Annotated in this window: 23 protein-coding genes; 12 read left to right on the forward strand and 11 right to left on the reverse strand. The window is 62.0% G+C overall.

Features of this window, described 5'->3' with window-relative positions; all coding sequences use genetic code 11:
- Positions 1 to 42: 42 nt before the first annotated feature.
- The 5 genes from pdxH to dinG form a co-directional block, all read right to left on the reverse strand.
- Positions 43 to 690, reverse strand: coding sequence for a pyridoxamine 5'-phosphate oxidase (gene pdxH / locus HX873_RS25365; RefSeq protein WP_003211693.1), 648 nt, complete (start codon positions 688 to 690; stop codon positions 43 to 45).
- A 27-nt stretch (positions 691 to 717) separates the two neighbouring features.
- Entirely contained in the window at positions 718 to 1,875 is a 1,158-nt protein-coding gene (locus tag HX873_RS25370; protein ID WP_087694263.1) for an OmpA family protein, read from the reverse strand.
- A gap of 142 nt (positions 1,876 to 2,017) precedes the next feature.
- Entirely contained in the window at positions 2,018 to 3,163 is a 1,146-nt protein-coding gene (locus HX873_RS25375; protein WP_177123374.1) for a serine hydrolase domain-containing protein, read from the reverse strand.
- 92 nt (positions 3,164 to 3,255) lie between these two features.
- Positions 3,256 to 5,583, reverse strand: coding sequence for a beta-galactosidase (locus HX873_RS25380; protein ID WP_008432094.1), 2,328 nt, complete (start codon positions 5,581 to 5,583; stop codon positions 3,256 to 3,258).
- 95 nt (positions 5,584 to 5,678) lie between these two features.
- The gene (gene dinG, locus HX873_RS25385; RefSeq protein WP_008432096.1) at positions 5,679 to 7,823 is read right to left on the reverse strand and encodes an ATP-dependent DNA helicase DinG; all 2,145 of its coding nucleotides are present in this window, start codon (positions 7,821 to 7,823) and stop codon (positions 5,679 to 5,681) included.
- A gap of 99 nt (positions 7,824 to 7,922) precedes the next feature.
- Between dinG and HX873_RS25390 the strand changes: the two genes are divergently transcribed.
- Positions 7,923 to 8,387 (forward strand): CopD family protein, encoded by a 465-nt coding sequence (locus tag HX873_RS25390; RefSeq protein WP_003213709.1) that lies wholly within the window; start codon positions 7,923 to 7,925, stop codon positions 8,385 to 8,387.
- Positions 8,388 to 8,489: 102 nt separating this feature from the next.
- On the opposite strand, the gene HX873_RS25395 is transcribed toward HX873_RS25390, so the two are convergent.
- From HX873_RS25395 to HX873_RS25405, 3 genes are all read right to left on the reverse strand, one after another.
- A complete protein-coding gene (locus HX873_RS25395; protein WP_003213707.1) occupies positions 8,490 to 9,248 on the reverse strand; it encodes a hypothetical protein in 759 nt (252 codons plus the stop codon).
- A complete protein-coding gene (locus tag HX873_RS25400) occupies positions 9,241 to 9,534 on the reverse strand; it encodes a DUF1145 domain-containing protein (RefSeq protein WP_177123375.1) in 294 nt (97 codons plus the stop codon). The genes HX873_RS25395 and HX873_RS25400 overlap by 8 nt, the downstream gene beginning before the upstream one ends.
- Before the next feature lie 128 nt (positions 9,535 to 9,662).
- Positions 9,663 to 10,358, reverse strand: coding sequence for an OmpA family protein (locus HX873_RS25405; protein ID WP_008432103.1), 696 nt, complete (start codon positions 10,356 to 10,358; stop codon positions 9,663 to 9,665).
- 180 nt (positions 10,359 to 10,538) lie between these two features.
- Here HX873_RS25405 and HX873_RS25410 point away from each other — a divergent pair, with 180 nt between their 5' ends.
- The 4 genes from HX873_RS25410 to HX873_RS25425 all read left to right on the forward strand — a co-directional run bounded on the left by HX873_RS25410 (position 10,539) and on the right by HX873_RS25425 (position 12,270).
- Positions 10,539 to 11,036: a DUF6231 family protein gene (locus tag HX873_RS25410; protein WP_177050501.1), complete on the forward strand. Its 498-nt coding sequence runs from the start codon at positions 10,539 to 10,541 to the stop codon at positions 11,034 to 11,036.
- A gap of 4 nt (positions 11,037 to 11,040) precedes the next feature.
- Positions 11,041 to 11,511 (forward strand): YchJ family protein, encoded by a 471-nt coding sequence (locus HX873_RS25415; protein ID WP_177009888.1) that lies wholly within the window; start codon positions 11,041 to 11,043, stop codon positions 11,509 to 11,511.
- Positions 11,512 to 11,572: 61 nt separating this feature from the next.
- A complete protein-coding gene (locus tag HX873_RS25420; protein WP_177023314.1) occupies positions 11,573 to 12,073 on the forward strand; it encodes an LEA type 2 family protein in 501 nt (166 codons plus the stop codon).
- Positions 12,070 to 12,270, forward strand: a complete 201-nt coding sequence (locus HX873_RS25425) for an SEC-C metal-binding domain-containing protein (RefSeq protein WP_003213695.1) — start codon at positions 12,070 to 12,072, stop codon at positions 12,268 to 12,270. Before HX873_RS25420 ends, HX873_RS25425 begins: the two co-directional genes overlap by 4 nt.
- Positions 12,271 to 12,410: 140 nt before the next feature.
- On the opposite strand, the gene HX873_RS25430 is transcribed toward HX873_RS25425, so the two are convergent.
- Both HX873_RS25430 and HX873_RS25435 read right to left on the reverse strand, forming a co-directional pair.
- Entirely contained in the window at positions 12,411 to 13,802 is a 1,392-nt protein-coding gene (locus tag HX873_RS25430; RefSeq protein ID WP_177123376.1) for an ATP-binding protein, read from the reverse strand.
- Complete coding sequence (locus tag HX873_RS25435; RefSeq protein WP_003213692.1) at positions 13,799 to 14,509, reverse strand: response regulator; 711 nt, start codon at positions 14,507 to 14,509, stop codon at positions 13,799 to 13,801. The genes HX873_RS25430 and HX873_RS25435 overlap by 4 nt, the downstream gene beginning before the upstream one ends.
- Before the next feature lie 196 nt (positions 14,510 to 14,705).
- Between HX873_RS25435 and HX873_RS25440 the strand changes: the two genes are divergently transcribed.
- From HX873_RS25440 to HX873_RS25460, 5 genes are all read left to right on the forward strand, one after another.
- Positions 14,706 to 17,087, forward strand: coding sequence for a TonB-dependent siderophore receptor (locus HX873_RS25440; RefSeq protein ID WP_177123377.1), 2,382 nt, complete (start codon positions 14,706 to 14,708; stop codon positions 17,085 to 17,087).
- 3 nt (positions 17,088 to 17,090) lie between these two features.
- Complete coding sequence (locus HX873_RS25445) at positions 17,091 to 17,771, forward strand: Fe2+-dependent dioxygenase (protein WP_087694267.1); 681 nt, start codon at positions 17,091 to 17,093, stop codon at positions 17,769 to 17,771.
- Between the two features lie 28 nt (positions 17,772 to 17,799).
- The gene (locus HX873_RS25450; protein ID WP_177123378.1) at positions 17,800 to 18,915 is read left to right on the forward strand and encodes an ABC transporter substrate-binding protein; all 1,116 of its coding nucleotides are present in this window, start codon (positions 17,800 to 17,802) and stop codon (positions 18,913 to 18,915) included.
- Positions 18,916 to 19,076: 161 nt separating this feature from the next.
- Positions 19,077 to 20,135, forward strand: coding sequence for an iron ABC transporter permease (locus HX873_RS25455; RefSeq protein WP_134325843.1), 1,059 nt, complete (start codon positions 19,077 to 19,079; stop codon positions 20,133 to 20,135).
- Positions 20,132 to 20,920, forward strand: coding sequence for an ABC transporter ATP-binding protein (locus HX873_RS25460; RefSeq protein WP_177041957.1), 789 nt, complete (start codon positions 20,132 to 20,134; stop codon positions 20,918 to 20,920). Before HX873_RS25455 ends, HX873_RS25460 begins: the two co-directional genes overlap by 4 nt.
- Positions 20,921 to 20,925: 5 nt before the next feature.
- Here HX873_RS25460 and HX873_RS25465 read toward each other — a convergent pair whose 3' ends face one another.
- Positions 20,926 to 21,477, reverse strand: coding sequence for a cysteine hydrolase family protein (locus HX873_RS25465; protein WP_177009882.1), 552 nt, complete (start codon positions 21,475 to 21,477; stop codon positions 20,926 to 20,928).
- A 96-nt stretch (positions 21,478 to 21,573) separates the two neighbouring features.
- On the opposite strand from HX873_RS25465, the gene HX873_RS25470 reads away from it, so the two are divergent.
- Both HX873_RS25470 and HX873_RS25475 read left to right on the forward strand, forming a co-directional pair.
- Complete coding sequence (locus tag HX873_RS25470) at positions 21,574 to 22,218, forward strand: glutathione binding-like protein (protein WP_003213676.1); 645 nt, start codon at positions 21,574 to 21,576, stop codon at positions 22,216 to 22,218.
- Positions 22,219 to 22,451: 233 nt separating this feature from the next.
- On the forward strand, positions 22,452 to 24,893 hold the full coding sequence (locus HX873_RS25475) for a penicillin acylase family protein (protein ID WP_177037038.1): 2,442 nt from the start codon (positions 22,452 to 22,454) through the stop codon (positions 24,891 to 24,893).
- The last annotated feature ends 89 nt before the right edge of the window (positions 24,894 to 24,982 follow it).

A 24,982-nucleotide genomic window follows, 5' to 3' on the forward strand; every position in this document is an offset into this window, starting at 1 on the left:
GGCGTGCAGCGCTACATTCAGGCGAGGTGACGAAAGGTGGGCTCAGGGCGCCAGGCGCTCACGGGTCCAGTCGGCCCCCTGCAAGCGGAAGTTCAAGCGGTCGTGCAAACGACTCGCGCGGCCTTGCCAGAACTCGATGCGCTCCGGCAGCAGGCGGTAACCACCCCAGTGTTCGGGGCAATCAGGCTGGGTATCGCTGAAGCGTTGTTCGGTGGCCTTGAGCAGCGCCTGCAACTCTTCGCGGTCCCTGATTACCCGGCTTTGCGGTGAAGCCCAGGCACCCAGGCGGCTACCCAGGGGACGGACCTGGAAGTAAGCATCCGACTCCTCGGGCGAGACCTTGACCACCCGACCTTCGATGCGCACCTGGCGCTCCAGGGTCGGCCAGAAGAAGGTCATGGCGGCAAACGGTCGCGCCGCGAGTTGTTCGCCCTTGGCGCTCTGATAATTGGTGAAGAAGGTAAAGCCCTGTGTATCCAGGCCTTTGAGCAGCAGGATCCGGCAGTGCGGGCGACCGTCCTGGTCCACCGTAGCCAGGGTCATGGCATTGGCCTCCACCGGTGGCTGTTCGGTTTTCACCGCGTCGGCGAACCACTGGTGGAACAAGGCAAACGGTTCATCCGGGGCCTGGGCCTCGCTCAAACCGTCCCGTGTGTAGTCACGGCGCATATCGGCCAGTGCCTGGGTCATGCGGCTTTATCCTTCTTGCTCAAATAATCAGTTCTTCGCCTGGTCGTTGGTAGCAGCTGGAGCGGCGGCCTTGGCAGGTGCTGGCTTTTTAGCAGCAGGCTTGGCCGGGGCCTTTTTGGCAGCCGGCTTGGCGGCAGCTTTCTTGGCAACGGTTTTTTTCGCCGGAGCGGCAGCTTTTTTGACCGGAGCAGCGGCTGGAGCAGGAACGTCCTGCACAGCGACCATTTCAGCCTTCGGCGGGTTGGCCGAGTTGTACTTGCTCAACAGGGCCAGCATGGTGGTGCGCTGGGTGAACATGATTTCCATGCGACGGTTCAGGGCGCGGCCCTGGTTGCTGTCGTTGGCGGCACGCGGCATCAGGTCGCCCATGCCACGCAGCATCAGGCGGTCCTGCTTCAGGCCGCTGAGGCTGAAGATCGAAGCGATGGACTGTGCACGTTCCTTGGTCAGGGCCTGGCTCACCGGCTCGGCACCCGAGGTATCTACATGGCCCAGGACCAGTACGGCAGTTTTCGGATCGCCTTCAACGGCCTTGGCAACACGGGTGAACGGACCCAGGGTCACCGGCAGCAACATCGCCGGGCGTTTCGGGTTGTAGGAGCCGTCAACCGGAGCAATCACCACCAATACGTTGTCGCGGCGTTCCAGTTGCAGGTTGCTGTCCTTGATCGCGAGACGCAGGCGTGGCTCGTAGTCGTCCAGCCAGGCCTGGGTGATTTTTGGATCAGGCATCGGGATGTTGGCGACGTCGACCTTGGCCAATGGCTTTGGCTTGCTTTCGAACGGCCACCACCATTTGGTATCGGTATCCGTCTTGGCAACGGCAGGTGCAGCGGCCGGTGCATCAGCCGGGGCGCCGGAGGCAGGCGTTGCCGCCTTGAGGTCGGCCTTCAGGTCTGCCTTGGCGTCGTCGGCTTTCGACGAGAACGGCCACCAGCTGGAGCCGGTATCCGCCTTCGCAACCGGTGCAGGTGCAGCAGCCGGTGCTACCGGCGCTGGCGCCTTGGCCGCGACCGCCGGCTTGGCATCCGGTTTGGTGTCGGCCTGGCTCACTGCGTCCTTGGTAGCAGCCTTATCGGAGCCAAATGACCACCAATGCCCGCCCTCGGCATCATTTTGTGGGGTTTGTGCACAGCCAGTAATAGTGAGGCATAGCGCCAGTGCCAAGGACTTGTTCGATAACATGAGATATCCACAAAATGAGAAAAAACCAGGGGCCTGAATGACCCGTTAAACAGACGCTTTTGGAACATTAAAGTTACAACATTTTGCCTAGCGTCTTTTTGTATGTGCCTTTGTAACAAAAAAACGCAAGACAGCAAGCTATTTACAGACAACCGGCCAATATTCTTACCAACTTTTGCGCCCGCGGGTCCATAAGTACATAAGGGCCCAATGTATTGGTCACGAAACCAAAGGCTACATCATGTTCCGGATCGGCAAACCCCACCGAACCACCGGCCCCGGGATGCCCAAAGGCCCGTGGGCCAAGGCCGAAGGTGGCGTTTGGCACGTGCGGTTGATCCAACATGCAACCCAGCCCGAACCGGGTTTGTGTCAATAAGGTTTTATCCGGGCCGATACTGTGTTCGCGGGTCAACTCTTCGAGCATATCGGCTTCCAGCAAACTACCGTCGAGCAGCCCACTATAAAAACCCGCCAGACTTCGCGCATTACCGTGACCATTTGCCGCTGGCTGCTGCATACGCCGCCATTCGGGTTTATTAGTGCTGGTCAGAATAGACGGTGGATTGGTAAATGCACGGGTAGTCATCGCCGTCGGCTCGCGCATCGTTACTTGAAGTAAACGTTGTGCCGCCTCATCGCCAACATTGCCCTTGCCTCGGGCTATATGGGCAACTCGATAAAACTCTTCATCCGCCAACCCCACATGAAAATCCAGGCCCAGTGGCCGTGCAACCCGGGCCACGATGGACTCGCCCGGCCCACGACCGTCGGCGCGGCGCAGCAACTCGCCCACCAGCCAACCATAGGTAATCGCCGCATAACCGTGCCCTTCCCCGAGCTTCCACCATGGCGCTTCGGCGGCGAGGGCGTCGACCATCATCTGCCAGTCGTACAGGGCTTCGGCGGGCAGCGTTTCACGCAGGGCCGGCAACCCGGCCTGGTGACAGAGCAGATGACGCAGGGTGATGGCTTCCTTGCCCGCGGCAGCAAACTCCGGCCAGTACTTGGCGACCGGCGCATCCAGCCGCAACTTGCCTTCGGCCACCAGTTGCAGCGCCGTGACGGCCGTAAAGGTCTTGGTGCAGGAGAACAGATTGGCAATGGTGTCGCTGTGCCAGGCCTCGGCACCGTCCTTGTCGGCGGTACCGGCCCACAAGTCGACGACGGTTTCGCCGCCAATCTGGATGCACAGCGCGGCACCACGTTCCTGAGGGTCGTCGAACAGCCCGGCGAAGGCTTCACGCACCGCTTCGAATTGAAGCTCGTAATGACCCTGAATCTGCACCTAAGCCCCCTTGGAAAAGTACTACAGAAAGTGGCCGACATTGTTCCAGCCATTGAGCGATTTGTGAACCCGCTCTCGTCGATCAGCCCCCATCAATGACCTTTGCCGGAATGCCCGCCGGAATGCTCTGCACCCGGCGCTGCTGCATTGCCTTCACGCCCGGGCTTGCCGCCCTCACCGGCGTGGACCGCTGCGGCAGCCTTGGCCTTTTCGGCCTCCTTGCCCAGCTGATCGACGGCAGCCAGGTTACTTTTGCGCACACTGTCGACAAACCCCTGGAACGGCACATCGGTGATGCCGACCAGACCGAAATGGCCGTTTTCGCCGTCAAGCAAACGGCCGGTAACCGGCTGGTCCAGGTACTGGAACCAATGCACGCCGACGATCGACGGCTCGGCCATGGCCTGCTTCAGGAAGTTGGCGTAGGCAACCCCACGATCCTCTTCCCGGGCCAGCTGCGTCACGCCGCCCCAGAACGGGCCGCGGTCCGCCGAGCCGAAGTTGAATTCGGTGATCAGCACCGGCTTGTCCAACGTCCGCAGGGCCGCGAAGTCGTAGCCGTCCTGAGGCTTGAGGGTGTACATGTTGAAGCTCAGCACATCGCAATATTGCGCGCAGGACGCCACCGCTTCCGGCGTGCTGACCGCGTATCGGCCACCCAGCAACAGCTGGTTGGGCGCATGCCATTTCAATGCATCGGAGATGGTCTTGAAGTAGGCGTCGGCAAAGGTCTTCTGGAAGTACTTGAAGTCCGCTTCGATTTCCGGGTGCTCCGGGCTTGGCATTGGCGGCACAAAGCCCGGGTCTTCCATCAGTTCCCAGGCGGGCAGCTCGATGCCCCAGGCCCTGGAAAGCCCCTCCTGGTTGCGGTACTTGTCGCGCAATTGCTTGAGAAACGCGCGCTTGGCCGGCACGTCGGTGGTCATGCGCAGGGTGCCGTAGGCCAGGGCGTAGCGGGATTTCGCATCATCACCGGGACCGGCCCAGGCCAGTTCGTTGTCGGCAAAGAAGCCGATCAGCCACGGGTCGTCGCGATGGTCACGGGCGGCAATTGCCACCGCACGCTCGGTGGCCATGGCGAAGCGCGGGTCGAACGGGTCGGGCATGCCGCCCCACCAATCGGTGCCGGTGCTGATGCTCGCGTAATCACCGACGATCGACAGTGGCAAGGTGTAAGGCACGCGGTCGGCGGTCGCCAGCTGCGGCGCACTCCAGTTGCCGACAGTATTGAAACCCCAGGCCCGCAGGCGGTCGAGGGTGTGGCTGACCCAACGTTTCTGGTCGAAACCTTCCGGAGCACAAGGTGCCGGCGGCACGCACGGCTGGCCATAGGTACGCTGCAGGTTGGCGCCATAGAAGTCGTACCAGCGGCCGACATTAAAGCTGCGCCCCTGATCGGCACCATTGCCGCTGCGGCTGTCACCGCTGCCGTAGTATTTGTCGAAAGGCTCGCCGGCCTTGGGCAGCGCGGCAAACATCCATTCGCGGCCCGCCACGTAGGTCTGGCTGTTGTCCGGGGCGACGGTGTTGACGCCCAGGGAGTAGAACGGATGGCCTTCCGGTGTCACCAGGTACCAGCGCCCGTCGCGCTTCTCGGTGCGGAAGAAGCCGCTGGCGTCAAAGGCCGGGCCCTTGTTCCAGCCGCCGAATTTGTCCAGGGAGGCCTTGTCGCGCTCGGCCAGCCAGCCCTTGAGCTGTTGCTGTTCCTTGACCGCTGCGGCCCTCAACTGCTCGTCGCTGCTGACTTTCTCCGGCCACCGGGCGCGGGTGGACTGCCCATAGGCGTCCACCAGATCGCTGTAGGTAGCCTTGAGTACCGGCGCGATGTCCTGCACGCCAAAGCGTTCGAGCAAGATGCTTTGGGCAACGTTCGGCTTGATCATCGACAGGGTCACCGACACGATCTGGCTGCGGTCGATCTCCCCTTCGCTGCTGGCCAGCAGCACGCGCTGGCCATCGACGGTGATCGGCATCGGCGGGCCGGCCTTCATCCCCTGGCTCAGGGGCGAGTTGGCTTGCAGCGGAATCAACAGCGTTTGCGCGGGACCGGCTGGCAGGTCGATACGGCTGAACAGTGTCCGGCCGTCATTGCTCTGCACCTTGACGTACAGGGTCAGCGCCCAGTCCATCGCACTTTGAATCCGCAGGCTCATGGCACCGGATTGCGACCAGTCCCAGGCGCCGGTCTGCGGGCTGAGCACCAGGCTCGGTTCGGCCGCCGGGTTGAAGGTGATACGGCGCAGCACTTCGCCTTCAGCGGTTTGTTCGGCGTTGTATTGCGGCAGGCTGGCGTCCTGGGTCGCCACCTTGACCACATCGGCGGGCCGTACAAAGTTGAACAAGGTTTGTTGCCCGGCAGGCGCAGCCAGCAATGGCGCGGCAAACAACAGGGCAAAAACAGCGGGCAGCGTGCGAATCATGTGAACAAGGTTCTCCCAAACGGCCGGTGACTGGCCTGATGACGTGAAGCGATGGTGAGATAGACCACAAAGTGGGCGAATTCGCCCACTGGGCCTTAAGAAATTTCCCGCCGAAACGGCGGTAAAGCATTCAGGATAGCTTTCCCATAGCGCTGGGTAACCAGACGCCGGTCAAGCAAGGTGATGGTGCCGCGATCTTCTTCGGTACGCAGCAGGCGGCCGCAGGCCTGGACCAGTTTCAAGGAAGCGTCCGGCACCGAGATCTCCATGAACGGATTGCCGCCCCGGGCTTCGATCCATTCGGCCAACGCGGCTTCCACCGGATCATCCGGCACCGAGAACGGGATCTTGGCGATCACCACGTGTTCGCAGTAGGCACCGGGCAAATCCACACCCTCGGCGAAACTCGCGAGGCCGAACAGCACGCTGGAATCGCCGCCATCCACCCGCGCCTTGTGCTTGTTCAGGGTTTCCTGTTTCGACAGGTTGCCCTGGATAAACACCTGCTTGCGCCAGTCACGGTCCAGGCCGTCGAACACGTCCTGCATCTGTTTGCGGGACGAGAACAACACCAGCGTGCCCCGTGAGCCCTCCACCAATGATGGCAGGTCACGAATGATCGCCGCCGTATGGGCCGGCGCATCCCGTGGGTCGGCCTTGAGGTCCGGTACCCGCAGCACACCGGCGTCGGCGTGATGGAACGGGCTGGGCACCACGGCGGTGACGGCCTTCTTCGGCAGCCCGGCGCGCATGCGGAAGCGGTCGAAGGTGCCTAGGGCCGTCAGCGTAGCCGAGGTGACCAAGGCACCGTAGGCCACGTTCCACAGATTGCGTCGGAGCATTTCCGCCGCCAGGATCGGGCTGGCGTTGACCTCGATATCGAACAGCGCACCGCTTTCCGACAGGGTCAGCCAACGGGCCATGGGCGGGTTGTCTTCCGGGTCTTCGACGGTAAAGGCGGTCCACAACTCCCAGTTGCCCTGGGACCGGGACAGCAGGCTGCCAAACAGCGGGTACCATTCTTCAGCCTGATTGCTGGCGATGCCGATATTGACCTCGCCATCCATGCCTTCCTTGAGCAAATCGGTGAGACGGGTGAACAAGTCGGTCAGGCGCGAAAAGCCCTTTTTCAGCTCGACGCCCATTTCGCGCATGTGCTCGGGGATCAGCCCGCCAACGAAACGATGGCGCGGCCGTTCGCGGCCTTCCACGTCTTCGCCGGGCTTGAAGTCTGCCACCTGCTCGCAGGCGCTGAACATGAATTGCTGCTGGGTCTTGATCTCCCGCGCCAGCTCCGGCACCTGCTCGATCAACTTGCCCAGGTCGCCCGGCAGCGGGTGCTGGGCGAGCAACTTGGTGAGGTTCTTGGCCGTGGTTTCCAGCCAGTCGGCGGTGGAGCGCAGCCGCGTGTAGTGAGCAAAGTGGCCGATGGCCTTGTCGGGCAGGTGATGGCCTTCGTCGAACACGTAGAGTGTGTCGCGCGGGTCGGGCAACACGGCGCCGCCCCCCAGGGCCAGGTCGGCGAGGACCATGTCATGGTTGGTGACAATAACGTCGACCTTGCCCATGCCCTCCCGGGCCTTGTAGAAGGCGCACTGGCCGAAGTTGGGGCAATGACGGTTGGTGCACTGGCTGTGATCGGTGGTCAGCCGTGCCCAGTCGGCGTCTTCCAGGGCATTGGGCCAGCTGTCGCGGTCGCCGTCCCATTTATTGCCCGCCAGTTTCTCGATCATGCTGGTAAACAGCTTCTGACTGACCTCATCGACTTCGATCTTGAAGCCTTCTTCTTCGAACAGCGAGGCAGTGGCGGTTTGCGCGTGGCCTTCCTGCAACAGCACGTCGAGCTTGGACAGGCACATATAGCGCCCACGGCCCTTGGCCAGGGCGAAGGTGAAATTCAGGCCGCTGTTGCGCATCAGGTCGGGCAGGTCTTTGTAGACAATCTGCTCTTGCAGGGCGACGGTGGCGGTGGCAATCACCAGGCGCTTGCCGGCGGCCTTGGCGGTGGGGATCGCCGCCAGGCTGTAGGCCACGGTTTTACCGGTACCGGTGCCGGCCTCGACGGCCACCACGGCGGGGTCGCCACTGCGCCGACCTTCGTCGTCGGTGTCGATATCCCCGAGGACCTTGGCGACTTCGGCGATCATCAGGCGCTGGCCGTACCGCGGCTTCAAGCTCTTGGCTTCGAGAAAACGCGAGTAGGCGCCCTGGATCGTGGTTTTGAGTTCAGTGCTGATCATGGATAGTCGGGCGCAAAAAACGCTGGATAAATTTTCAGTGGTTCGGATCGGCCGCTATCATACCCCGCTAATTAATCCCGCGCAGAACGGAGTACCCCAATGACCGTCTTTAGCTTCGCTTACACCCTGCATGTACTGGCCGCCCTGATCTGGGTCGGCGGTATGTTTTTCGCCTGGATGATCCTGCGCCCCGCCGCCATGGCCGCGCTGGACGGGCCGGCCCGGCTGAAACTCTGGGTAAATGTGTTTCAACGTTTTTTCGTGTGGGTCTGGGTGGCGGTGCTGGTGTTGCCGATCAGCGGTGTCGGCCTGCTGCAACTGCGCTTCAGCGGGTTTGAGACCGCGCCGCGTTATGTACAGGTCATGATGGGGTTGTATGTGGTGATGACGGCGCTGTTTATCCGGATTCAGGCGCTGAAGTTGCCGGAGCTGCGCGTGGCGGTGGCGGCGGAGGATTGGCCGGCCGGGGCTGCGGCCTTGGGGCAGATTCGTAAATTGGTGGGGATCAACTTGATAGTGGGGTTGGTGCTGGTGGCGATTGCTTCGGCACGGCCGATGTTCTAAAGCGCCTAGTAGACCGCTTTCGCGAGCAAGCCCGCTCCCACATTTGGAATGCGTTTCAAATGTGGGAGCGGGCTTGCTCGCGAAAGCGTCAGGCCAGTCGCCTCAGAGCCTCTGAATGGTCACAGCACCCGCAGGCCCCGCTGGCCCCGGCTGCCCTTCCAACCCGGCCCGGCCCTTTTCGCCGCCATCCGCGCGGTACACCAGGCACCCCTTGGACTGCCCGCCTTTACCCGGCTTGCCCGCCGTGCCCGCCAAACCACCGGCTCCGCCGTCCACCCAGACCTTGATTTTCTCGCCCGGGAAGTCCTGCGGCAATTCCACACGGACCTGCGCGCCCGCCGCGCCCGGCAGCCCGTCGCCGCCGTTGTCGCCATTGGCACCGCGCCCGGCCGAACCCCAGGTGCAGCCAGGGTCTTCGCCGTTGGCACCATCCAGCCCGGCATAACCCTGGGCACCCGCGCCACCGCGGGCATCCACCGACAGCTCATCGGCCGTCAGCGAGTTAATCCGCAACACCAGGTCACGCCCCGCCTTGGCCGGGCGCTCATGGGTACCGGGAGCGCCGCGTGAGGTGATCTGGCTGCCCTGCTCCAGCTGCGCCTGACGCACCTGCAGTTGCAACGTGGTGCTACCAGGCACGATGGCGATTCGCGCGTCGCGGCCCAGGTGCAGTTCATCCACGGTCACCTGGGTGATATTGGCGGGAATCAGCAAGGTGCCGTAATCCGCCACGTCCAGTCGCTCCAGTTGCAACACACCACTGCTGTTGGGCAGGCGCATCAAGGAGTTGGTCTCGACGCTGACGCTCTGGGCCAGGGCAATGGGGCTGACCAGCAGGGCCAACAGAAAAACCTTACGCATGATTGGCCTCCTTGTTTACATCATTAGTCGGTGTCGGCGTCGAAAAGCTCTGCACATGGAACATACCCACCAGCAGGATCTGCAAGCGGTCACGCCAGGGATGGGCACGGGTTTTCACACTGCCGTTGAACAACAGCAGTTCCAGAACATGGGTCAGCAACAACAGGCTGCCGGCCAGGTTGACCAACAGGTGGAACGGGTTGATCAGCGGTGTGATCAGGTTGACCACCACCACGCCCCAGAACAGCAACGTCAATAATTTACCCAGCCCCCAAAACACCTTCATCCCGCACGCTCCCCTTGCACATTATTCTTTGGGCGCACAGTAACGACTTCTACAGGCGTTGTGCCAGTGAAGGATTAAAAAATTGATGAAGGGGCCCCTGGGGATTCCGCAGGGGCCTTGAGGCGGGGTCAGCGGTTGATCTGAATTTCCACGCGGCGGTTCAGCGCGCGGCCATCAGCGGTTTTGTTATCGGCTACGGGGTGGCTTTCGCCGGCGCCGGTCACGGAGACAAAACTGCTGCGCGGGATGCCGGAACTGACCAGGTAGTCGGTCACCGAATGAGCGCGTCGTTCAGAGAGTTTCTGGTTGTAGGCATCTTTACCGACACTGTCGGTATGCCCGCTGACGCGCAGCTGCGCACTCGGGGCCTCTTTTTTCAGGCGGGTGGCAATCACGTCGAGCTTGGTTTTGTCGGCAGCCGTGAGCTTCGCGGAGTCGAACTCGAAGTGCACGTCACGAATCACGATGGTTTCTTCCTTGACCACCACCACTTCCTCTTGAACCACCGCTACCGGCACCGGAGGGCAGCCATTGGCGTCGACCTGCACGCCTTTTGGCGTGCCAGGGCACTTGTCGCGGCTGTCCGGTACGCCATCGCCGTCCTCGTCACCGTCGCCATGCACCCAGCAATAGGCGCCAGCCATGCCGCCAATCAGCAGTGCGCCGTAGCCTGCATAGGACGAGCTTTGGGTCGCACCAATGGCAGCACCGGTCACACCGCCGACGGCGGCACAGGTGGGCCAGTCGGTTTTTTGCAAGCCTGCGCAACCTGTCAATACTCCGGTTAGCAGAACCAAGGGTAGAGCTGTCCGCATGATGCTCATCTGACTTTCTCCTGAGGGGATCGGCGGGGGCCGACGAGTGGAGTAAAGACGGCTCTTTTCATCTGCGCCAGCGTGTCACACCCCAGTATTCATTGGGCCGAGCGGTTTATTCTCGCCGCCCGCTCTAGGCCCGCACGCTCAGGCAGGCTAGTCTCTACGGTCCTGATGTGAGGATCTTCGATGACTGCCGGTATTTCTTCCCGTACACCCCAGCAAGCGCTCGCTGCGCTGCTTGATCTTCACGCGCCCAAACGCCTGCTGTTATTGGGCGCCAGCCAGTTCCCGGCGCTGGATGCCTTTAAGGAAGCACACCCGGATACCGTGGTGTCCTTCGCCGAGCCCGGCCCCTTGCCCACCGACCTCGCGGCCCAGCGTTTTGACCTGGCACTGGCGGTCGGTTGCCTGGAACACCTGTCAAAACCTGCGGGCCTGACCCTGCTGGGGGGCATCCGCAACCTCAATGCCAGTCGCATTGCGGTGCTGGTGGACCTGGAGGCCTGCCACTGGAAAGACACCGACTTCTTCTCCCTGGCCCTGCAAGCCAGCGAACGCTTCCAGCGCGACGGTCAGGTTTTGACGCTGTTTACCTATGATCTGCTTGACTATAAACAGGTGCCGGATTGGCTGAACGCCCGCTTCTGGGCCAACCCGCAAAATTTTGGAAAGTATTGGTGGTAACCCGATGAGTACATCCATTTGCCCCTGCGGCAGCGGCAACCTGCTGGATGCCTGCTGCGGTCATTATCACGCCGGCCACCCGGCCCCCTGCGCCGAAGCGTTGATGCGTTCGCGCTACAGCGCCTATGTGCTGGGCCTGGTGGACTACCTGGTGGCAACCACCCTGCCTGCGCAGCAAGCCGGGCTGGACACCACCGCCATCGGCGCCTGGAGCGCCCAAAGCACCTGGCTGGGCCTTTCAGTGGAAAGCTCCGAGGTGTTCGGCGGCCAGCCGGAACACGCCTTCGTGACCTTTACCGCTCGCTGGCATGACAGCACCGGCGAACACAGCCACCGCGAGCGCTCATCTTTCGTACAGAACAATGAGCACTGGTACTTTATCGACCCGACGGTGGACGTGAAGGCCGGGCGTAATGACGCCTGCGTGTGTGGCAGCGGGCAGAAATTCAAGAAGTGCTGTTCCGGCTACCTCTGACATTCATTGATACCCGACAGGCTCTCGCTTGCTATGCTGACTCTTCACACGGAGTAACGGCATGGTTTCTCAGGCGCGGGTATTCAGGACTTACAGCCTTCTGCTGGCATTGATGCTGGGGCTCTCCGGCTGCGCGTCGTGGTTCGCCGACGATACGCCCGCCCCCGAGGTGCGACTGGTCAAGGTCGACCCCGTGCGGGTCAAGTTGCTGGAGCAGAAGTTCAAGCTGTATTTCCGCGTGGATAACCGTGACGACAACGACCTGACCGTACGCGGCCTGGTTTACAAGGTCAGCCTCGGCACGATGGTGCTGACCGAAGGCGAGTCCAACGAATGGCTGACCGTGCCACCCCACAGCCACGCTTTTTTCCGGGTATCGGTGCGCACCAACCTGTGGCCGCAGATCCGCGATGTGGTCGACATGCTGAAAAATCCGCGCAATCCCGTGCCCTATCGTCTTGAAGGCGAGTTGAAAACCGGTTTATTTATCGGGAACGACGTGCAGGTGTTGCGCAATGGCGAGATAATCCCCGGCGATTTTATTCCGGAGCGACATCGATGACTCAGCAACCCCATGTCCATGGTCCCGACTGCAACCACGATCACGATCATCATGATCACGACCACGGCCATGTCCACGGCCCGAACTGCGGCCACGCTCACCAGGAGCCGGTGCGCAATACGTTGAAGGACGTGGGTCGTAACGATCCTTGCCCGTGCGGCAGCGAGAAGAAATTCAAGAAGTGCCACGGGGCTTGAGTTAAGAAACCCGATTCTCGAAACACTGCACATCCAAATGTGGGAGCGGGCTTGCTCGCGAAAGCGCAGTGTCAGTCAACCTCTCTGTTACTGATACACCGCTTTCGCGAGCAAGCCCGCTCCCACATTTAGCCTGTATTTCAAGGCCAGGATTTGCGCTGAAACTCCAACACCACTTCCAATCCCCCACCCTCCCGATTGCTCAAGCTCAACCGCCCGTCATGGGCACTGGCGATCGTATGCGCGATACTCAGCCCCAGCCCGTAACCACCGGTTTCCACATTGCGTGAGCCTTCCACCCGGTAAAACGGCTCCATCACCTGTTCCAGTTGTTCCTGGGGAATCCCCGGCCCACGGTCGCTGATGACGATCTTCAAGCTGTCCGCCTTGTCCTCTACCCGCACCACCACCTCGGAGCCATAACGCACCGCGTTCTCCAGCAGGTTCTGCACACAACGCTTGAGACTGCGGGCATACCCCGGCAATGGCTGTTTGGCCCGCCCTTCTATCGTCACCGTCTCGCCCACGTCCTGCAGGTCCGCCTGCAAGCTTTGCAGCAAGGCGTTGATGTCGATGTTCTGGCGCTTCTCGTTGATTTCGCCGCTGCTGACGAAGTCCAGGGTGCTGGAAACCATGTGCTCCATTTCTTCCAGGTCGCTGCGAAAACGTTCTTTGGTGCGGTTGTCGTCGAGCATTTCCGTACGTAACCGCAGGCGCGTAATGGGCGAGCGCAGGTCGTGGGAAATCGCCGCCAGGAAGCGCGTGCGCTCGGCGATATTGGCGATCAGCCGCTGCTGCATGGCGTTGAACGCCTGGGCGGCACGGCGCACTTCGGTGGGCCCATCGAGGGCCAGCGGTGGCCGCTGGATGTCCCGGCCCAAGGCTTCGGCAGCCTTGGCCAGGGCGTTGAGCGGGCGAATGGCCAGGCGCACCGCCACCAGGGCAATGATCACCAGCACCAATACCCGCAGCAGATAAATGCGCATCACGTAATCGAACAGCAAGTCCATCGGCGAAGTACTGGTCCAGCCTTGTTCCTCAGTGGCCTGCGCCTGCAGCCAGCGCCCGTCCGGCAAACGCAGGTCAATCAGGAATTGCCCCACCACAGGCCTGGAGCTGAGCAGAGTCGACAGCCCGGCATGCTGGCCCTCGGCATCCAGCAGCTTGAGGCTCAACAGATGCAGGTTCTGGGTGTAGCCGGTTTTCTCCGAGAGCACTTTATTCAGCAAGCGCTCGGTGGCCTGGTCGCTGTCGCTGATGCTGCTTGTCACATCACTGGCCTGGTCACTCAGGGTCAGGCGAAAGCGCGGCGTATCGAGCAGCTTGATCAGCACATCCGCCTGCGCCGGATCGCTGTGTACCAGCCGCACCACGTCCGCCAGCCGCGTGGCGATCAGCCGGCTGGGGATTTCCAGCACCTGGCCGTGGCGCATGTCGTACCAGATGCTGCTGGTCAGGGCCTGGGCCGCGAGCATGCCGCTGACCAGGATCAGCACCAGCCGGCCGAACAGCGAACGCGGCAGCAGTTTCACGATTGCAGCGCCACGTCGTCGGCGGTGAGCATGTAACCCTCGTTGCGCACAGTCTTGATCAACCCGGCCGGCAACTGCGAGCGCAGTCGGCTGACGCACACATCAATCGAGCGGTCGAACGGCGTGCTGTCTTTGTCGAACACGTGGTTGAGCAAAAAGTCGCGGCTCAGCGGCCGGTTGGGATGCTGCAATAACAGGCGCAACACCCGGTAATCGGAGTTGCCGAGGCTGACCACCACGCCTTCCGGCGAAAGCAATTGGCGGGCCCGGGTGTCCAGCTGCCAGCCGGCAAAGCTGATGCTCGGTGCTTCATCGAGCCGCGCCCGGTCCGGAAAACTCTGCACCCGGCGCAGCACCACCTTGATCCGCACCAGCAACTCCCGCGGGTCGAACGGCTTGGGCAGGTAATCGTCGGCGCCGATTTCCAGGCCGACGATCCGGTCGATCAGCGTGCCCTTGGCGGTGAGCATGATCACCGGCGTGTTGGAGCTGACGCGCAATTCGCGGCACAAACTCAGGCCGTCTTCGCCGGGCAACATCAGGTCGAGGACGATCAGGTCGATGACATTCAGCGCCAGGCGGCGGCGCATTTCCTTGCCGTCGCCGGCGGTGGACACCTGGAAGCCGGCGTCACTCAGGTAGTCGCACAGCAATTGGCGGATTTGCGGGTCGTCATCAACGATCAGCAGGTGGTCTTGCTTGGCCATGGGGCAATTCGTCCGAAACTCAAAAGGCAGGAGATAGCCGAAACTTCAGCCAGGAGTACGCGCAAATGTAATGGAATGTTGTGGGAAGCGGTAATCACGCATCCACATTACAAAGCCACGGCATGGCGGCCGGTATCGGTCTTTAGACTACCGAATCTAAATGAGATTAATTGTAATTTAGCCTAGGTCACTCCGAATGCCATTGCCTACCCCGCGCGCCCTGTCGCTGCAATCTACCCTTGCGCCGATGTTCGGCCTGCTTGCCGCCGGCAGCGTTTCTCCCACCGCCTGGGCCGATGCGCCGGTGGCGGCGTCGAATGATTCAGTGCTGAGCCTGCCGGAAATCAAGATCGACGGTGAAGCCACTTCCGCCTTTAAAGTCGACCGGGTGACCTCGGCAAAAATCAGCCAGCCGCTGCTTGATGCCCCGCAAAGCGTAACCATCGTCCCGCAGCAAGTGCTCAAGGAGCAAAACGCGCAGACCTTGCAGGAAGTGTTGCGCAACGTGCCGGGCATCACCTTCATGTCCGGCGAAGGCAACCTGGGCTGGGGCGACCTGTTTTCGATTCGCGGGTTTTCCTCGGAGCAGAGCCTGACCGTCGACGGTGTGCGCGATGCCGGCCAATCGACCCGCACCGACACCTTCAACCTGCAACAGGCAGAAGTGTTCAAGGGCACCGGCTCGATCGAATCCGGCGTTTCCGCGGTAGGCGGCAGCGTCAACCTGGTGAGTAAAGAGGCGCACCTGGGGGATGCCAACAAACTCTCGGCCGGCATCGGCACCGACAGCTACCGCCGCCTCACCGGCGATTTCAACCAACAACTGAATGACACCACCGCCCTGCGCATCAACCTGATGAAGCACTACAACCAGGTGGCCGAGCGTGACGACGTGGACTACGACCGCTGGGGCATCGCGACCTCCCTCGGCTTCGGCCTGGGCACCGACACCCGCCTGTTTATCGACACCTTCTACCAGAAGGACGACAACACGCCGGACGGCGGTGTGCCGATCCAGCGCGGCACCGACGGCGACCGCATGCCGGGAGTCAAGCGCTCCAACTGGTATGGCGACTCGCACCTGTACACCCAGCAGACCAAAACCACTTCGCTGACCACCCGCTTCGAGCATGATTTCGACTGGAACGAAGCGACCCTGAAGAACCAGACCAAGTGGGAACGCACCGACAACTTCGCGGTGCTCTCGCCCGCGCGCTTCTTCGCCGCCAACGGCAATGGCCAAAAAACCTGCACCGGCACGCGCTGTGCGACCTTGGGCTACACCGGCGTAGGACCGATCAGCCAAGTGCCCGGCAGCACGGTAAATGCCTACCCGGGATACGCCAACAGCGGTAACACCGCCTACGGTATTTTGCGAGGGAGCGACTTCGGCCAGTCGACGCGCTACACCATCCTCGACAACCAGACCGACTTCGCCTTCAAGCTCAATACCGGCGGGCTGGAACACGCAGTGGTCAGCGGGCTCGAGTTCTATCACGAGACCTACGGCGGCCTGAAACGCAACGCCGAAGTGCCGGCCGGAGACCTGTTCTTCGACATGAACGACCCGAACCACAGCTTCGCCAGCACCGAAGTGACCAAGGGTGAAGGCCAGCCACGCTCAGTGATCGACAACGCCGGCATCTACCTGGGTGACACCATCACCCTGAATGAACAGTGGCAAGTGCTCGGCTCCCTGCGCTACGACAACTGGCAGGCCGAGACCACCCAACGTGGCCAAGCTTCAATCAACAGCACCGACGGTGCCGTGAGCGGCCGGGTCGGCGCGGTGTACAAGCCGTTGCCTAACGGCAGCATCTACGTGTCCTACAGCGAAGCGGCACAACCGTCAGCCCTGGGCGCGTCGACCAACAACCAGATCTACGGCGCCGCGAGCACCAGCAACTACACCCCGGCCAAGTCGAAGACCTACGAGATCGGCACCAAGTGGGACATTGCCCACGACCTGCTGAACGTCACCGCCGCGATCTTCCGCACCGAACTGGACAACTCCTGGGAATACCAGGACGGCGAAAGCGCTCCGGTACGCGCCCTCCCCGCCAAGCGCGTAGACGGTGTGGAACTGGGCCTGCAAGGCAATATCAGCCCGCGCTGGACGGTGTACAGCGGGTTCTCCGCGCTGAAAAGCACCCAGACCAAAGGGGCCAACAAAGGCGAGGAAGCCAAGAACGTTCCCGACCTGACCGCCAACCTGTGGACCACCTACGCCGTCACCGACGACCTGAGCCTGAGTTACGGCGCGCAATACGTAGGACGCCGCCGCTACAGCGACAACAAATACGTCGGCGGCCTGAACAACAACAGCAGCTACGCCACCGGCCCGTCCGGCGTGTACGCGATCTACACCCGTGACCACGAAAAGGCCCCCGGCTACTGGCTCAACAACGTGGCTGCGCAATACAAAGTGACCAGGCAAACCACGGTCAACCTCAACCTGAACAACGTGTTTAACAAGTTCTACTACAGCCAGATCGGCGCGTCCCTGGACGGCTTCCAGCTCTACGGCATTCCGGGCGCCGGGCGCACGCTCACCGCCAGTGTCGACTATGAGTTTTAAGCCGTGCTGATCGAAATCCCCGGCCTGTTGAGTGCCGAAGAAGTCGAGGTGGCCGTCGCCACCCTGCTCGATCAACCGTGGGTCGACGGCAAGGTCACCGCCGGGCAACGCTCGGCCAGGGCGAAAAACAACCGGCAGCTGTCGGAAGACGCGCCGGTAGCGATTCGCCTGGGTGAGCAGATTCTGTCGCGGCTGTCGGATAACGCGCTGTTCATGTCCGCCGCCCTGCCGAAGAAAATCTACCCGCCGCTGTTCAACCGCTACAGCGGCGGCGAAGCCTTCGACTGGCATATCGACAATGCGATTCGCGGCCTCAAGGGTGTGCGCGAACGGGTGCGCACCGACATCTCCGCCACCTTGTTCCTGGCTGATCCGGCCAGCTACGACGGCGGCGAACTGGTGATCCGCGACACGTTCGGCGAGCACTCGGTGAAGCTGACCGCCGGGCACCTGCTGATTTATCCCGGCAGCAGTTTGCACAAGATCAACCCGGTCACCCGCGGCGAGCGCATCGCCAGTTTCTTCTGGATCGAAAGCCTGGTGCGCGAAGACAGCCAGCGCCAACTGCTGCTGGACATGGACGTGGCGATTCAACGCCTCACCGCGCAACACGCCGACGACCACGCGTTGCTGCAACTGAGCGGCGCCTATCACAACCTTTTGCGGCGCTGGAGCGATGTCTGATGCGCCGCCTTCACCTGGAGTTCTCGCCATGCTGAAACCCCGCAACTTCCTCAAGCTGGGCGCACTGTTTGCCGTGCTGATCCTCGGCCACGCCGAAACCGCCGCCGCCCATGAAGTCACCGACGTGCTGGGCCGCAAGGTCGAGGTGCCAGACCACGTGCAGCGCGTGGTGCTCGGCGAAGGCCGGCTGATTTCGGCCTTTGCCTTGCTGGACAAGGACGCGCCATTCCAACGGGTTGTCGGCTGGCAGAATGATTTGAAACTGTTGGACGCCCACACCTATAACGCCTACGTGGCGAAATTTCCGACGGTAAAAGACATTCCGCTGATTGGCCAGGCGTCGGAGCAAAGCGTCAGCGCCGAGGAAATTCTTTCGCTGAAACCGGACCTGGCGGTGTTCAGCATTTCCGGCCATGGCCCGACTGAACACAGCCCGGTGGCGGACGTGTTGGCCAAGGCGGGCATTGCAGTGTTGTTCGTCGACTTCCGCATCAACCCGGTGCAAGGCACCCACGCCAGCATGACCGCCCTGGGCCAGGCCCTGGGCCGGGAAACCCAGGCCAAGGCGTTCCTCGACTTTTATGACCAGCACATCAAGGTGATCACCGACGCCGTCGCCACCTTGCCGGCCGGGCCGCGCCCGAGCGTGTTCCTGGAATTGCTGGCCGGCGCCTGGCAGGCACCGGGGCACACCACTGGCAAGAGCGGCATGGGTGAAGTGATCAAGCTGGTGGGCGGGCGCAACATCGCCGCCGACGTGGTGCCGGGGGCGCTGGGAGATATCAGTGTCGAGTACGCGCTGAAAGCTGACCCGGATGTGTATGTGGCCACCGGCAATCACAAGCCCGGGTTGATTCTGGGTGCTGGCGTGAGCAACGAAGACGCGCGTGCCTCGTTTGATACCGTGCTGGCCCGCCCTGAGTTTGTGAACCTTCGGGCGATTCGTGAGGGCAATTCCCACGGTCTGTGGCATGACTTCTACAACTCGCCGTACAACCTGCTGGCGATTGAAGCGCTGGCCAAGTGGGTGCATCCGGAATTGTTCGCCAAGCTGGATCCCAAGGCGACCATGGAAGCGATGAACCAACAGTTCCTCGGCATGCCGCTGCAGGGTGCTTACTGGATTGATGGCAAGGCCAAGTAACTAAGGCTCACAACCCATTCCCTGCCTGTACACGGTTCCTGTGGGAGCTGGCTTGCCTGCGATAGCGGTGCTGGATTCACCATCGCCATCGCAGGCAAGCCAGCTCCCACACTGACCGTGTACCGGCAGGGATTTTCGTCGTTTTCAAGGCTGCGAATCCAATGACCACTCAAACCCTCGACCTCGCCACCGCCAGCCAAGGCTATCGCCGCCTGCTCGCGCGTCGTTGCTGGCTGCTGGCCCTGCTGGGTGGCGCGCTGATGTGCGCGATCCTCGTGGACCTGGCCAGCGGCCCGTCGGGCATGGGCCTTGGCGCCCTGCTCGATGGCTTGCTGCACCCGGCCCACCTGAGCGCCACCGACCAGGTGATCATCTGGAACGTGCGCCTGCCCTACGCCTTGATGGCGGTGTTGGTCGGTTGCGCGCTGTCGCTGGCGGGCGCCGAGATGCAGGCTATCCTTAACAACCCGCTCGCCAGTCCATTCACCCTGGGGGTTTCCTCGGCGGCGGCGTTGGGCGCGTCCCTGGTGATTGTGTTTCCGGTGACGACGCTGTGGGTGTCGGCCAATACGGCGATTTCCATTTCAGCCTTTGTGTTTGCCGCCGCCTCGGTCTTTTTGCTGCAAGCCATGTCGCGGCTGCGCGGTGCCGGGGTGGAAAGCCTGGTGCTGTTCGGGATTGCCCTGGTGTTCAGTTGCAACGCGGTGGTCGCCCTGTTGCAACTGGTCGCCACCGAAGATGTGCTGCAACAACTGGTGTTCTGGACCCTGGGCAGCGTGACCCGGGCCAACTGGGACAAGCTCGGCATCCTCGCGTTGGTGGTCGCCGTGGTCATGCCCTTTTCCTTCGCGGCCGCGCCACGCCTGACCCTGTTGCGCATGGGCGAAGACCGCGCGCAAAGCTTCGGTGTCGATGTGAAGCGCCTGCGGTTTTTCTCGTTGTTGCGCATCAGCCTGCTGTCGGCCACCGCCGTGGCGTTTGTGGGAACCATCGGATTTATCGGCCTGGTGGGTCCGCACATCGCGCGGATTCTGGTGGGTGAAGACCAGCGCTTCCTGCTACCGGCCAGCGCGCTTGTCGGCGCGTTACTGTTGTCGCTGTCATCCATCGCCAGCAAGCTGATCATGCCCGGGGTGATCGTACCCGTGGGTATCGTCACCGCGCTGGTGGGCGTGCCGATTTTCGTGTTGCTGGTGTTCAAGCGCGGGAGGCAGTTATGAGCAGCGGGCTGTCGATTCAGAACGCCCAGGTCAGTTATGGCCGGCGCCAGATTGTGCATGACCTGAGTTTGCCAACCCTGGCCCACGGCAGCCTGACCGCGTTGATCGGGCCGAACGGTGCGGGCAAGTCGACGTTGCTGCGGGCGGTGGCGGGGCTGGAAAAGATGCAGGGCGTTGTCAGATTGGGTGACCTGGACCTGACGAAAATGTCCGTCGGTGAACGCGCCCGGCGCGTGACCTATATGCCGCAAAACCTTCCGCCGGGCTTGAGCCTGAGTGTGATGGAAAGCGTGATCGCGGCGCTGCGGGTGGCGAACGTCGAGAGCATTGCGCTTTCAAGCGACGCGTGCATGCGCGAGGCCTTTGATGCGTTGCAAAGGATTGGCATCGCTCATCTGGCGGATCAGCTATTGAGCACGTTATCCGGCGGCCAGCGGCAACTGGTCAGCCTGGCGCAACTGATTGCGCGCCGGCCACAGGTGATGCTGCTGGATGAACCCACCAGTGCGCTGGACTTGAACTACCAGTTGAAGGTCATGGATTGCGTGCGCGAACTGGTGCGGGAACACAACCTGATCGCCGTGGTGGTGCTGCACGACATCAACCTCGCGGCGCGCTATGCCGACCATATCGCGGTGCTGCGCCAGGGCCGGCTGTACGCCAGTGGCGCGGCGGATGACGTGCTGGATACGGCGCTGTTTGCCGAAGTCTATGGTGTGCGGGTACGCATCGAGCGATGCTCACAACAAACGTTGCAGGTGTTGGTGGACGGCGCCGTAACCTGACCTCCCTACGGGAGGAGGGTTTCTGAAGAGATGACGGTGGCGTACTCGCCGTGCAGGTTGCCCAACGACATGGCATGTACCGCCTGCGCCGAATGCATCTGCCCGAAAAAGTCCGCCTTGTCGAAGGTGTAGCAGGCATCTTCGATAACCCACGTCTCAAACCCCAGGTTGCCGGCACTGCGGGCCGTGGCCTCCACCGAGTTATGGGTGGCCACGCCCACCAGCACCACTTGCCGAAGCCCGGCCTCATGCAACCTCGCTTCCAGCCCCGTCCCACAAAATGCGTCCGGCACCCGTTTCTGGATCAACTGCTCACCCGCCTGCGGAATAAATGCATCCTGAAACTCCACCCCCGACTGCTGCGGCCAGAACACCGATTCCGGTGAATGGGACAGATGCTGCACATGAATCACCGGCCAGCCTTCGCGCCGCCAATGCGCCAGCAACGCCTGCATGCGCTCCTCGGCGTGCGGATTATTGCGCCGTCCCAGCCTGGGATGGTGAATGCCTTTTTGCTGGTCAATCAGAATCAACGCTGCGCCCGCACGAATTTCCATATCGATAGACCCAAATGTTTCATTGAATTTTCGTCACCCTAACATCACCTATACCTACAGGCATTCGCTCAAGCGTCACCACCCTTGGAGAGCTTCATGATCGACCTGTATTACTGGACCACCCCCAACGGTCACAAAGTGTCGTTGTTCCTGGAAGAAGCCGGCCTGCCTTACGAGGTACACCCGATCAACATCGGCCAGGGCGATCAGTTCAAGCCCGACTTCCTGAAGATCGCCCCCAATAACCGCATCCCGGCCATCGTCGATCAGAACCCGACCGACGGCGGCGCGCCGATTTCCCTGTTCGAATCCGGTGCGATCCTGCTGTACCTCGCGGAAAAAACCGGCAAGTTCATTCCCCAGGACCTGCGTGGTCGTCAGGAAGCGCTGCAATGGCTGTTCTGGCAAATGGGTGGCCTGGGCCCGATGGCCGGCCAGAATCACCACTTCAGCCAGTTCGCCCCGGAAAAGATTCCCTACGCGATCAAACGCTATGTGGATGAGACCGCCCGCCTGTATGGCGTGCTGGACCGGCGCCTGGCCGACCGCACGTTCGTGGCCGGCGAGGAATACAGCATTGCCGACATGGCGATCTACCCGTGGATCGTTTCCCACAAGTGGCAGAGCCAGAAGCTGGAAGACTTCCCACATGTAGAACGCTGGTTCAACCACATCAAGCAACGCCCGGCGACGGTGCGTGCCTATGAGCTGGTGCAGAAGGTCAATCCGCCAAAATCCTGAAGGTCAACGGGATCAAAATGTGGGAGCGGGCTTGCTCGCGAATGCGGTGGATCAGCCACAACTCTTTTAGCTGATACACCGCATTCGCGAGCAAGCCCGCTCCCACACTGATTTGTGCCCGACTAGAAACCTTACGCAAATCCTGAAATAAGCATCGCCTCCCGCTTGCGTCGTTTCGCCGCGCTCACTAACGTAGCGCCTTTACTGACGCTACCCCCCGCAGGAGCTTTGCCATGGCCTCGCCAGCCCTCTCACATTTTCTTCCCCGGTTCGGCGTTGCCGCGGCAATTGCCAGTGCCTTGGGCCTGGCCGGTTGCCAGTTACAGAGCACCCAAGACACCCTGCCTCCGGTTTCCGGCGTACAGCCGATCAAGGGCCTGGCGCAGAACGTTTCGGTGCGCCGTAACAGCCAGGGCATCCCGCTGATTGAAAGCAGCACCTTCCACGATGCGCTGTTCACCCTGGGCTACGTGCACGCCAGCGACCGCATCACCCAGATGGTCACCCTGCGCCTGCTGGCCCAGGGCCGCCTGGCGGAAATGTCCGGGCCGGATGTGCTGGATGTCGACCGTTTCATGCGGGCGGTCAACCTGCGCAAAAGCGCCGGCGAGCTATATAACGCCTCGTCGCCGCGCCTCAAGCGCTTCTTTGAGGTGTATGCGCGCGGGGTCAACGCCTACCTGTTCCGCTACCGCGACAAGCTGCCGCCAGACCTGGCCCAGACTGGCTACAAGCCTGAATACTGGAAGCCGGAAGATTCGGCGCTGCTGTTCTGCCTGCTGAATTTCAGCGAGTCGACCAACTTGCAGGAAGAGCTGTCGTCATTGGTGCTCGCGCAAAAAGTCGGTGCCGACAAACTCGCCTGGCTGACCCCGAGCTACCCGGATGAACCGCTGCCAGTGGCCGAGTCCGACAAGCTCAAGGGCATCAACCTGGGCCAGATCCCGGGCCTCGCTGCGCTGACCAGCCTCAGCGAGCACCTCGGCACCCTCAACACCCTGGGCACGTCCAGCTCCAGCAACTGGGCGATCGGCCCGCAGCGCAGCCGCAGCAACAAGAGCCTGCTGGCCAATGACCTGTCGACCTCGATGCAGGCCCCGTCGCTGTGGAACTACGTGCAGATCCGCTCGCCGAAATACCAGGCCGCCGGTGTGTCCATCGCCGGTTTGCCAACCCTGCTTTCCGGCTTCAACGGCAAGGTGGCCTGGAGCATGAGCCAGGTCTCGGGTGACACCCAGGACGTATTCCTGGAGAAGGTCAAGCGCCAGGGCAACGCGCTGTACTACGAAAACAACGGCAAATGGCTGCCCGCCATCGTGCGCAATGAAACCTACTTCGCCAAGGGCCAGCGGCCGATTCGCGAAGCGGTGTACGAAACCCGCCACGGGCCGCTGCTCAACAGTGCCCAGTCGCTGACCAGCGGCTACGGCCTGGCGTTGCAAACCGCCGATTTCAAGGACGACAAGAGCCTGGACGCGTTCTTCGACCTGTCCCGTGCGCAAACCGCCGGTAAAGCGTCTGACGCCACCCGGGAAATTCGCGCAATTGCCTTGAACATGGTCTTCGCCGACGCCAGCAGCATTGGCTGGCAAGTGACCGGGCGCTTCCCCAACCGCCGTGAAGGCGAAGGCCTGGTGCCATCGCCGGGCTGGGACGGGCGTTTCGACTGGGATGGCTACGCCGACGCGATGCTGCACCCCTACGATCAGGACCCGGCCCAGGGTTGGATCGGCACGGCCAACCAGCGCACCATTCCCCGTGGCTACGGCATGCAACTGTCCAACTCGTGGGCCGCGCCGGAACGCGCCGAACGTATCGCGCAACTGGCCGGCAGCGGCAAGCATGACAGCCGCAGCATGATTGCCATGCAGTACGACCAGACCACCACGTTTGCCGCCAAGCTCAAGAGCATGTTCCAGGCGCCGGGCATGGTCCAGCCGCTGAAACAGGCGATCGATGGATTGCCGGTGGCAGACCAGGCCAAGGCGCGGGAAGCACTGGGCCGCCTGATGGCCTTTGACGGTCGGCTGGCATCCACCTCCGCCGACGCGGCGATTTATGAGTTGTTCCTGCAGGAAAGCGCCAAGCAGATTTTCCTCGACGAACTCGGTCCGGAAAACAGCGCCACCTGGAAAGCCTTTATCGGTAACGCCAACCTGTCGTACTCGGCGGTGGCCGACCACCTGCTGGGGCGCGAAGACAGCCCGTTCTGGAATGACGCCCGCACCGGGCAGAAAACCGACAAGCCGGCGATCCTCGCCCGTAGCCTGGCCGCCGCGATCACCGCAGGCGACAGCGCGCTGGGCGCCGATCACAAGGCCTGGCAGTGGGGCAAACTGCACAGCTACACCTGGAAGAACACCAGCGGCCAGGCCATTCGCGGCCCACTGGCCGCGGGCGGCGATCACAACACGCTGAACAGCGCACCGTATAGCTGGGGCCAGAGTTTCGACACGACCCAGGTGCCGGCGCTGCGGATGATTGTCGACTTCGGCCTGGCGGAACCGATGATGGGCCAAAGCGGCATCGGCCAATCCGGCAACCCGGCCAGCCCGAACTATGCCAATGGCATCGACCCGTGGCTGAAGGCGCAATACCTGAGCTTCCCGATGCAGCCACAGAACTTTGACGGGGTGTACGGGAAGACGCGGTTGACGCTGGTGCCGGGCAAGTAACCCGGTTTCCCTGACTCAACCGGATCAAAATGTGGGAGCGGGCTTGCTGTGGTGAGCGGGCTTGCCCCGCGTTGGGCTGCGAAGCAGCC

The organism is Pseudomonas sp. P7758 (assembly GCF_013386485.1).
Taxonomy (GTDB): Bacteria; Pseudomonadota; Gammaproteobacteria; order Pseudomonadales; family Pseudomonadaceae; genus Aquipseudomonas.

Bases quoted from the DNA above. Each gene is read 5' to 3' on its own strand.
- pdxH (WP_003211693.1), bottom strand. From the start codon at position 690: ATGACCCAGGCACTGGCCGATATGCGCCGTGACTACACACGGGACGGT.
- HX873_RS25370 (WP_087694263.1), bottom strand. From the start codon at position 1,875: ATGTTATCGAACAAGTCCTTGGCACTGGCGCTATGCCTCACTATTACT.
- HX873_RS25380 (WP_008432094.1), bottom strand. From the start codon at position 5,583: ATGATTCGCACGCTGCCCGCTGTTTTTGCCCTGTTGTTTGCCGCGCCA.
- dinG (WP_008432096.1), bottom strand. From the start codon at position 7,823: ATGATCAGCACTGAACTCAAAACCACGATCCAGGGCGCCTACTCGCGT.
- HX873_RS25390 (WP_003213709.1), top strand. From the start codon at position 7,923: ATGACCGTCTTTAGCTTCGCTTACACCCTGCATGTACTGGCCGCCCTG.
- HX873_RS25395 (WP_003213707.1), bottom strand. From the start codon at position 9,248: ATGCGTAAGGTTTTTCTGTTGGCCCTGCTGGTCAGCCCCATTGCCCTG.
- HX873_RS25400 (WP_177123375.1), bottom strand. From the start codon at position 9,534: ATGAAGGTGTTTTGGGGGCTGGGTAAATTATTGACGTTGCTGTTCTGG.
- HX873_RS25405 (WP_008432103.1), bottom strand. From the start codon at position 10,358: ATGAGCATCATGCGGACAGCTCTACCCTTGGTTCTGCTAACCGGAGTA.
- HX873_RS25410 (WP_177050501.1), top strand. From the start codon at position 10,539: ATGACTGCCGGTATTTCTTCCCGTACACCCCAGCAAGCGCTCGCTGCG.
- HX873_RS25415 (WP_177009888.1), top strand. From the start codon at position 11,041: ATGAGTACATCCATTTGCCCCTGCGGCAGCGGCAACCTGCTGGATGCC.
- HX873_RS25420 (WP_177023314.1), top strand. From the start codon at position 11,573: ATGGTTTCTCAGGCGCGGGTATTCAGGACTTACAGCCTTCTGCTGGCA.
- HX873_RS25425 (WP_003213695.1), top strand. From the start codon at position 12,070: ATGACTCAGCAACCCCATGTCCATGGTCCCGACTGCAACCACGATCAC.
- HX873_RS25435 (WP_003213692.1), bottom strand. From the start codon at position 14,509: ATGGCCAAGCAAGACCACCTGCTGATCGTTGATGACGACCCGCAAATC.
- HX873_RS25440 (WP_177123377.1), top strand. From the start codon at position 14,706: ATGCCATTGCCTACCCCGCGCGCCCTGTCGCTGCAATCTACCCTTGCG.
- HX873_RS25450 (WP_177123378.1), top strand. From the start codon at position 17,800: ATGCTGAAACCCCGCAACTTCCTCAAGCTGGGCGCACTGTTTGCCGTG.
- HX873_RS25455 (WP_134325843.1), top strand. From the start codon at position 19,077: ATGACCACTCAAACCCTCGACCTCGCCACCGCCAGCCAAGGCTATCGC.
- HX873_RS25460 (WP_177041957.1), top strand. From the start codon at position 20,132: ATGAGCAGCGGGCTGTCGATTCAGAACGCCCAGGTCAGTTATGGCCGG.
- HX873_RS25465 (WP_177009882.1), bottom strand. From the start codon at position 21,477: ATGGAAATTCGTGCGGGCGCAGCGTTGATTCTGATTGACCAGCAAAAA.
- HX873_RS25470 (WP_003213676.1), top strand. From the start codon at position 21,574: ATGATCGACCTGTATTACTGGACCACCCCCAACGGTCACAAAGTGTCG.
- HX873_RS25475 (WP_177037038.1), top strand. From the start codon at position 22,452: ATGGCCTCGCCAGCCCTCTCACATTTTCTTCCCCGGTTCGGCGTTGCC.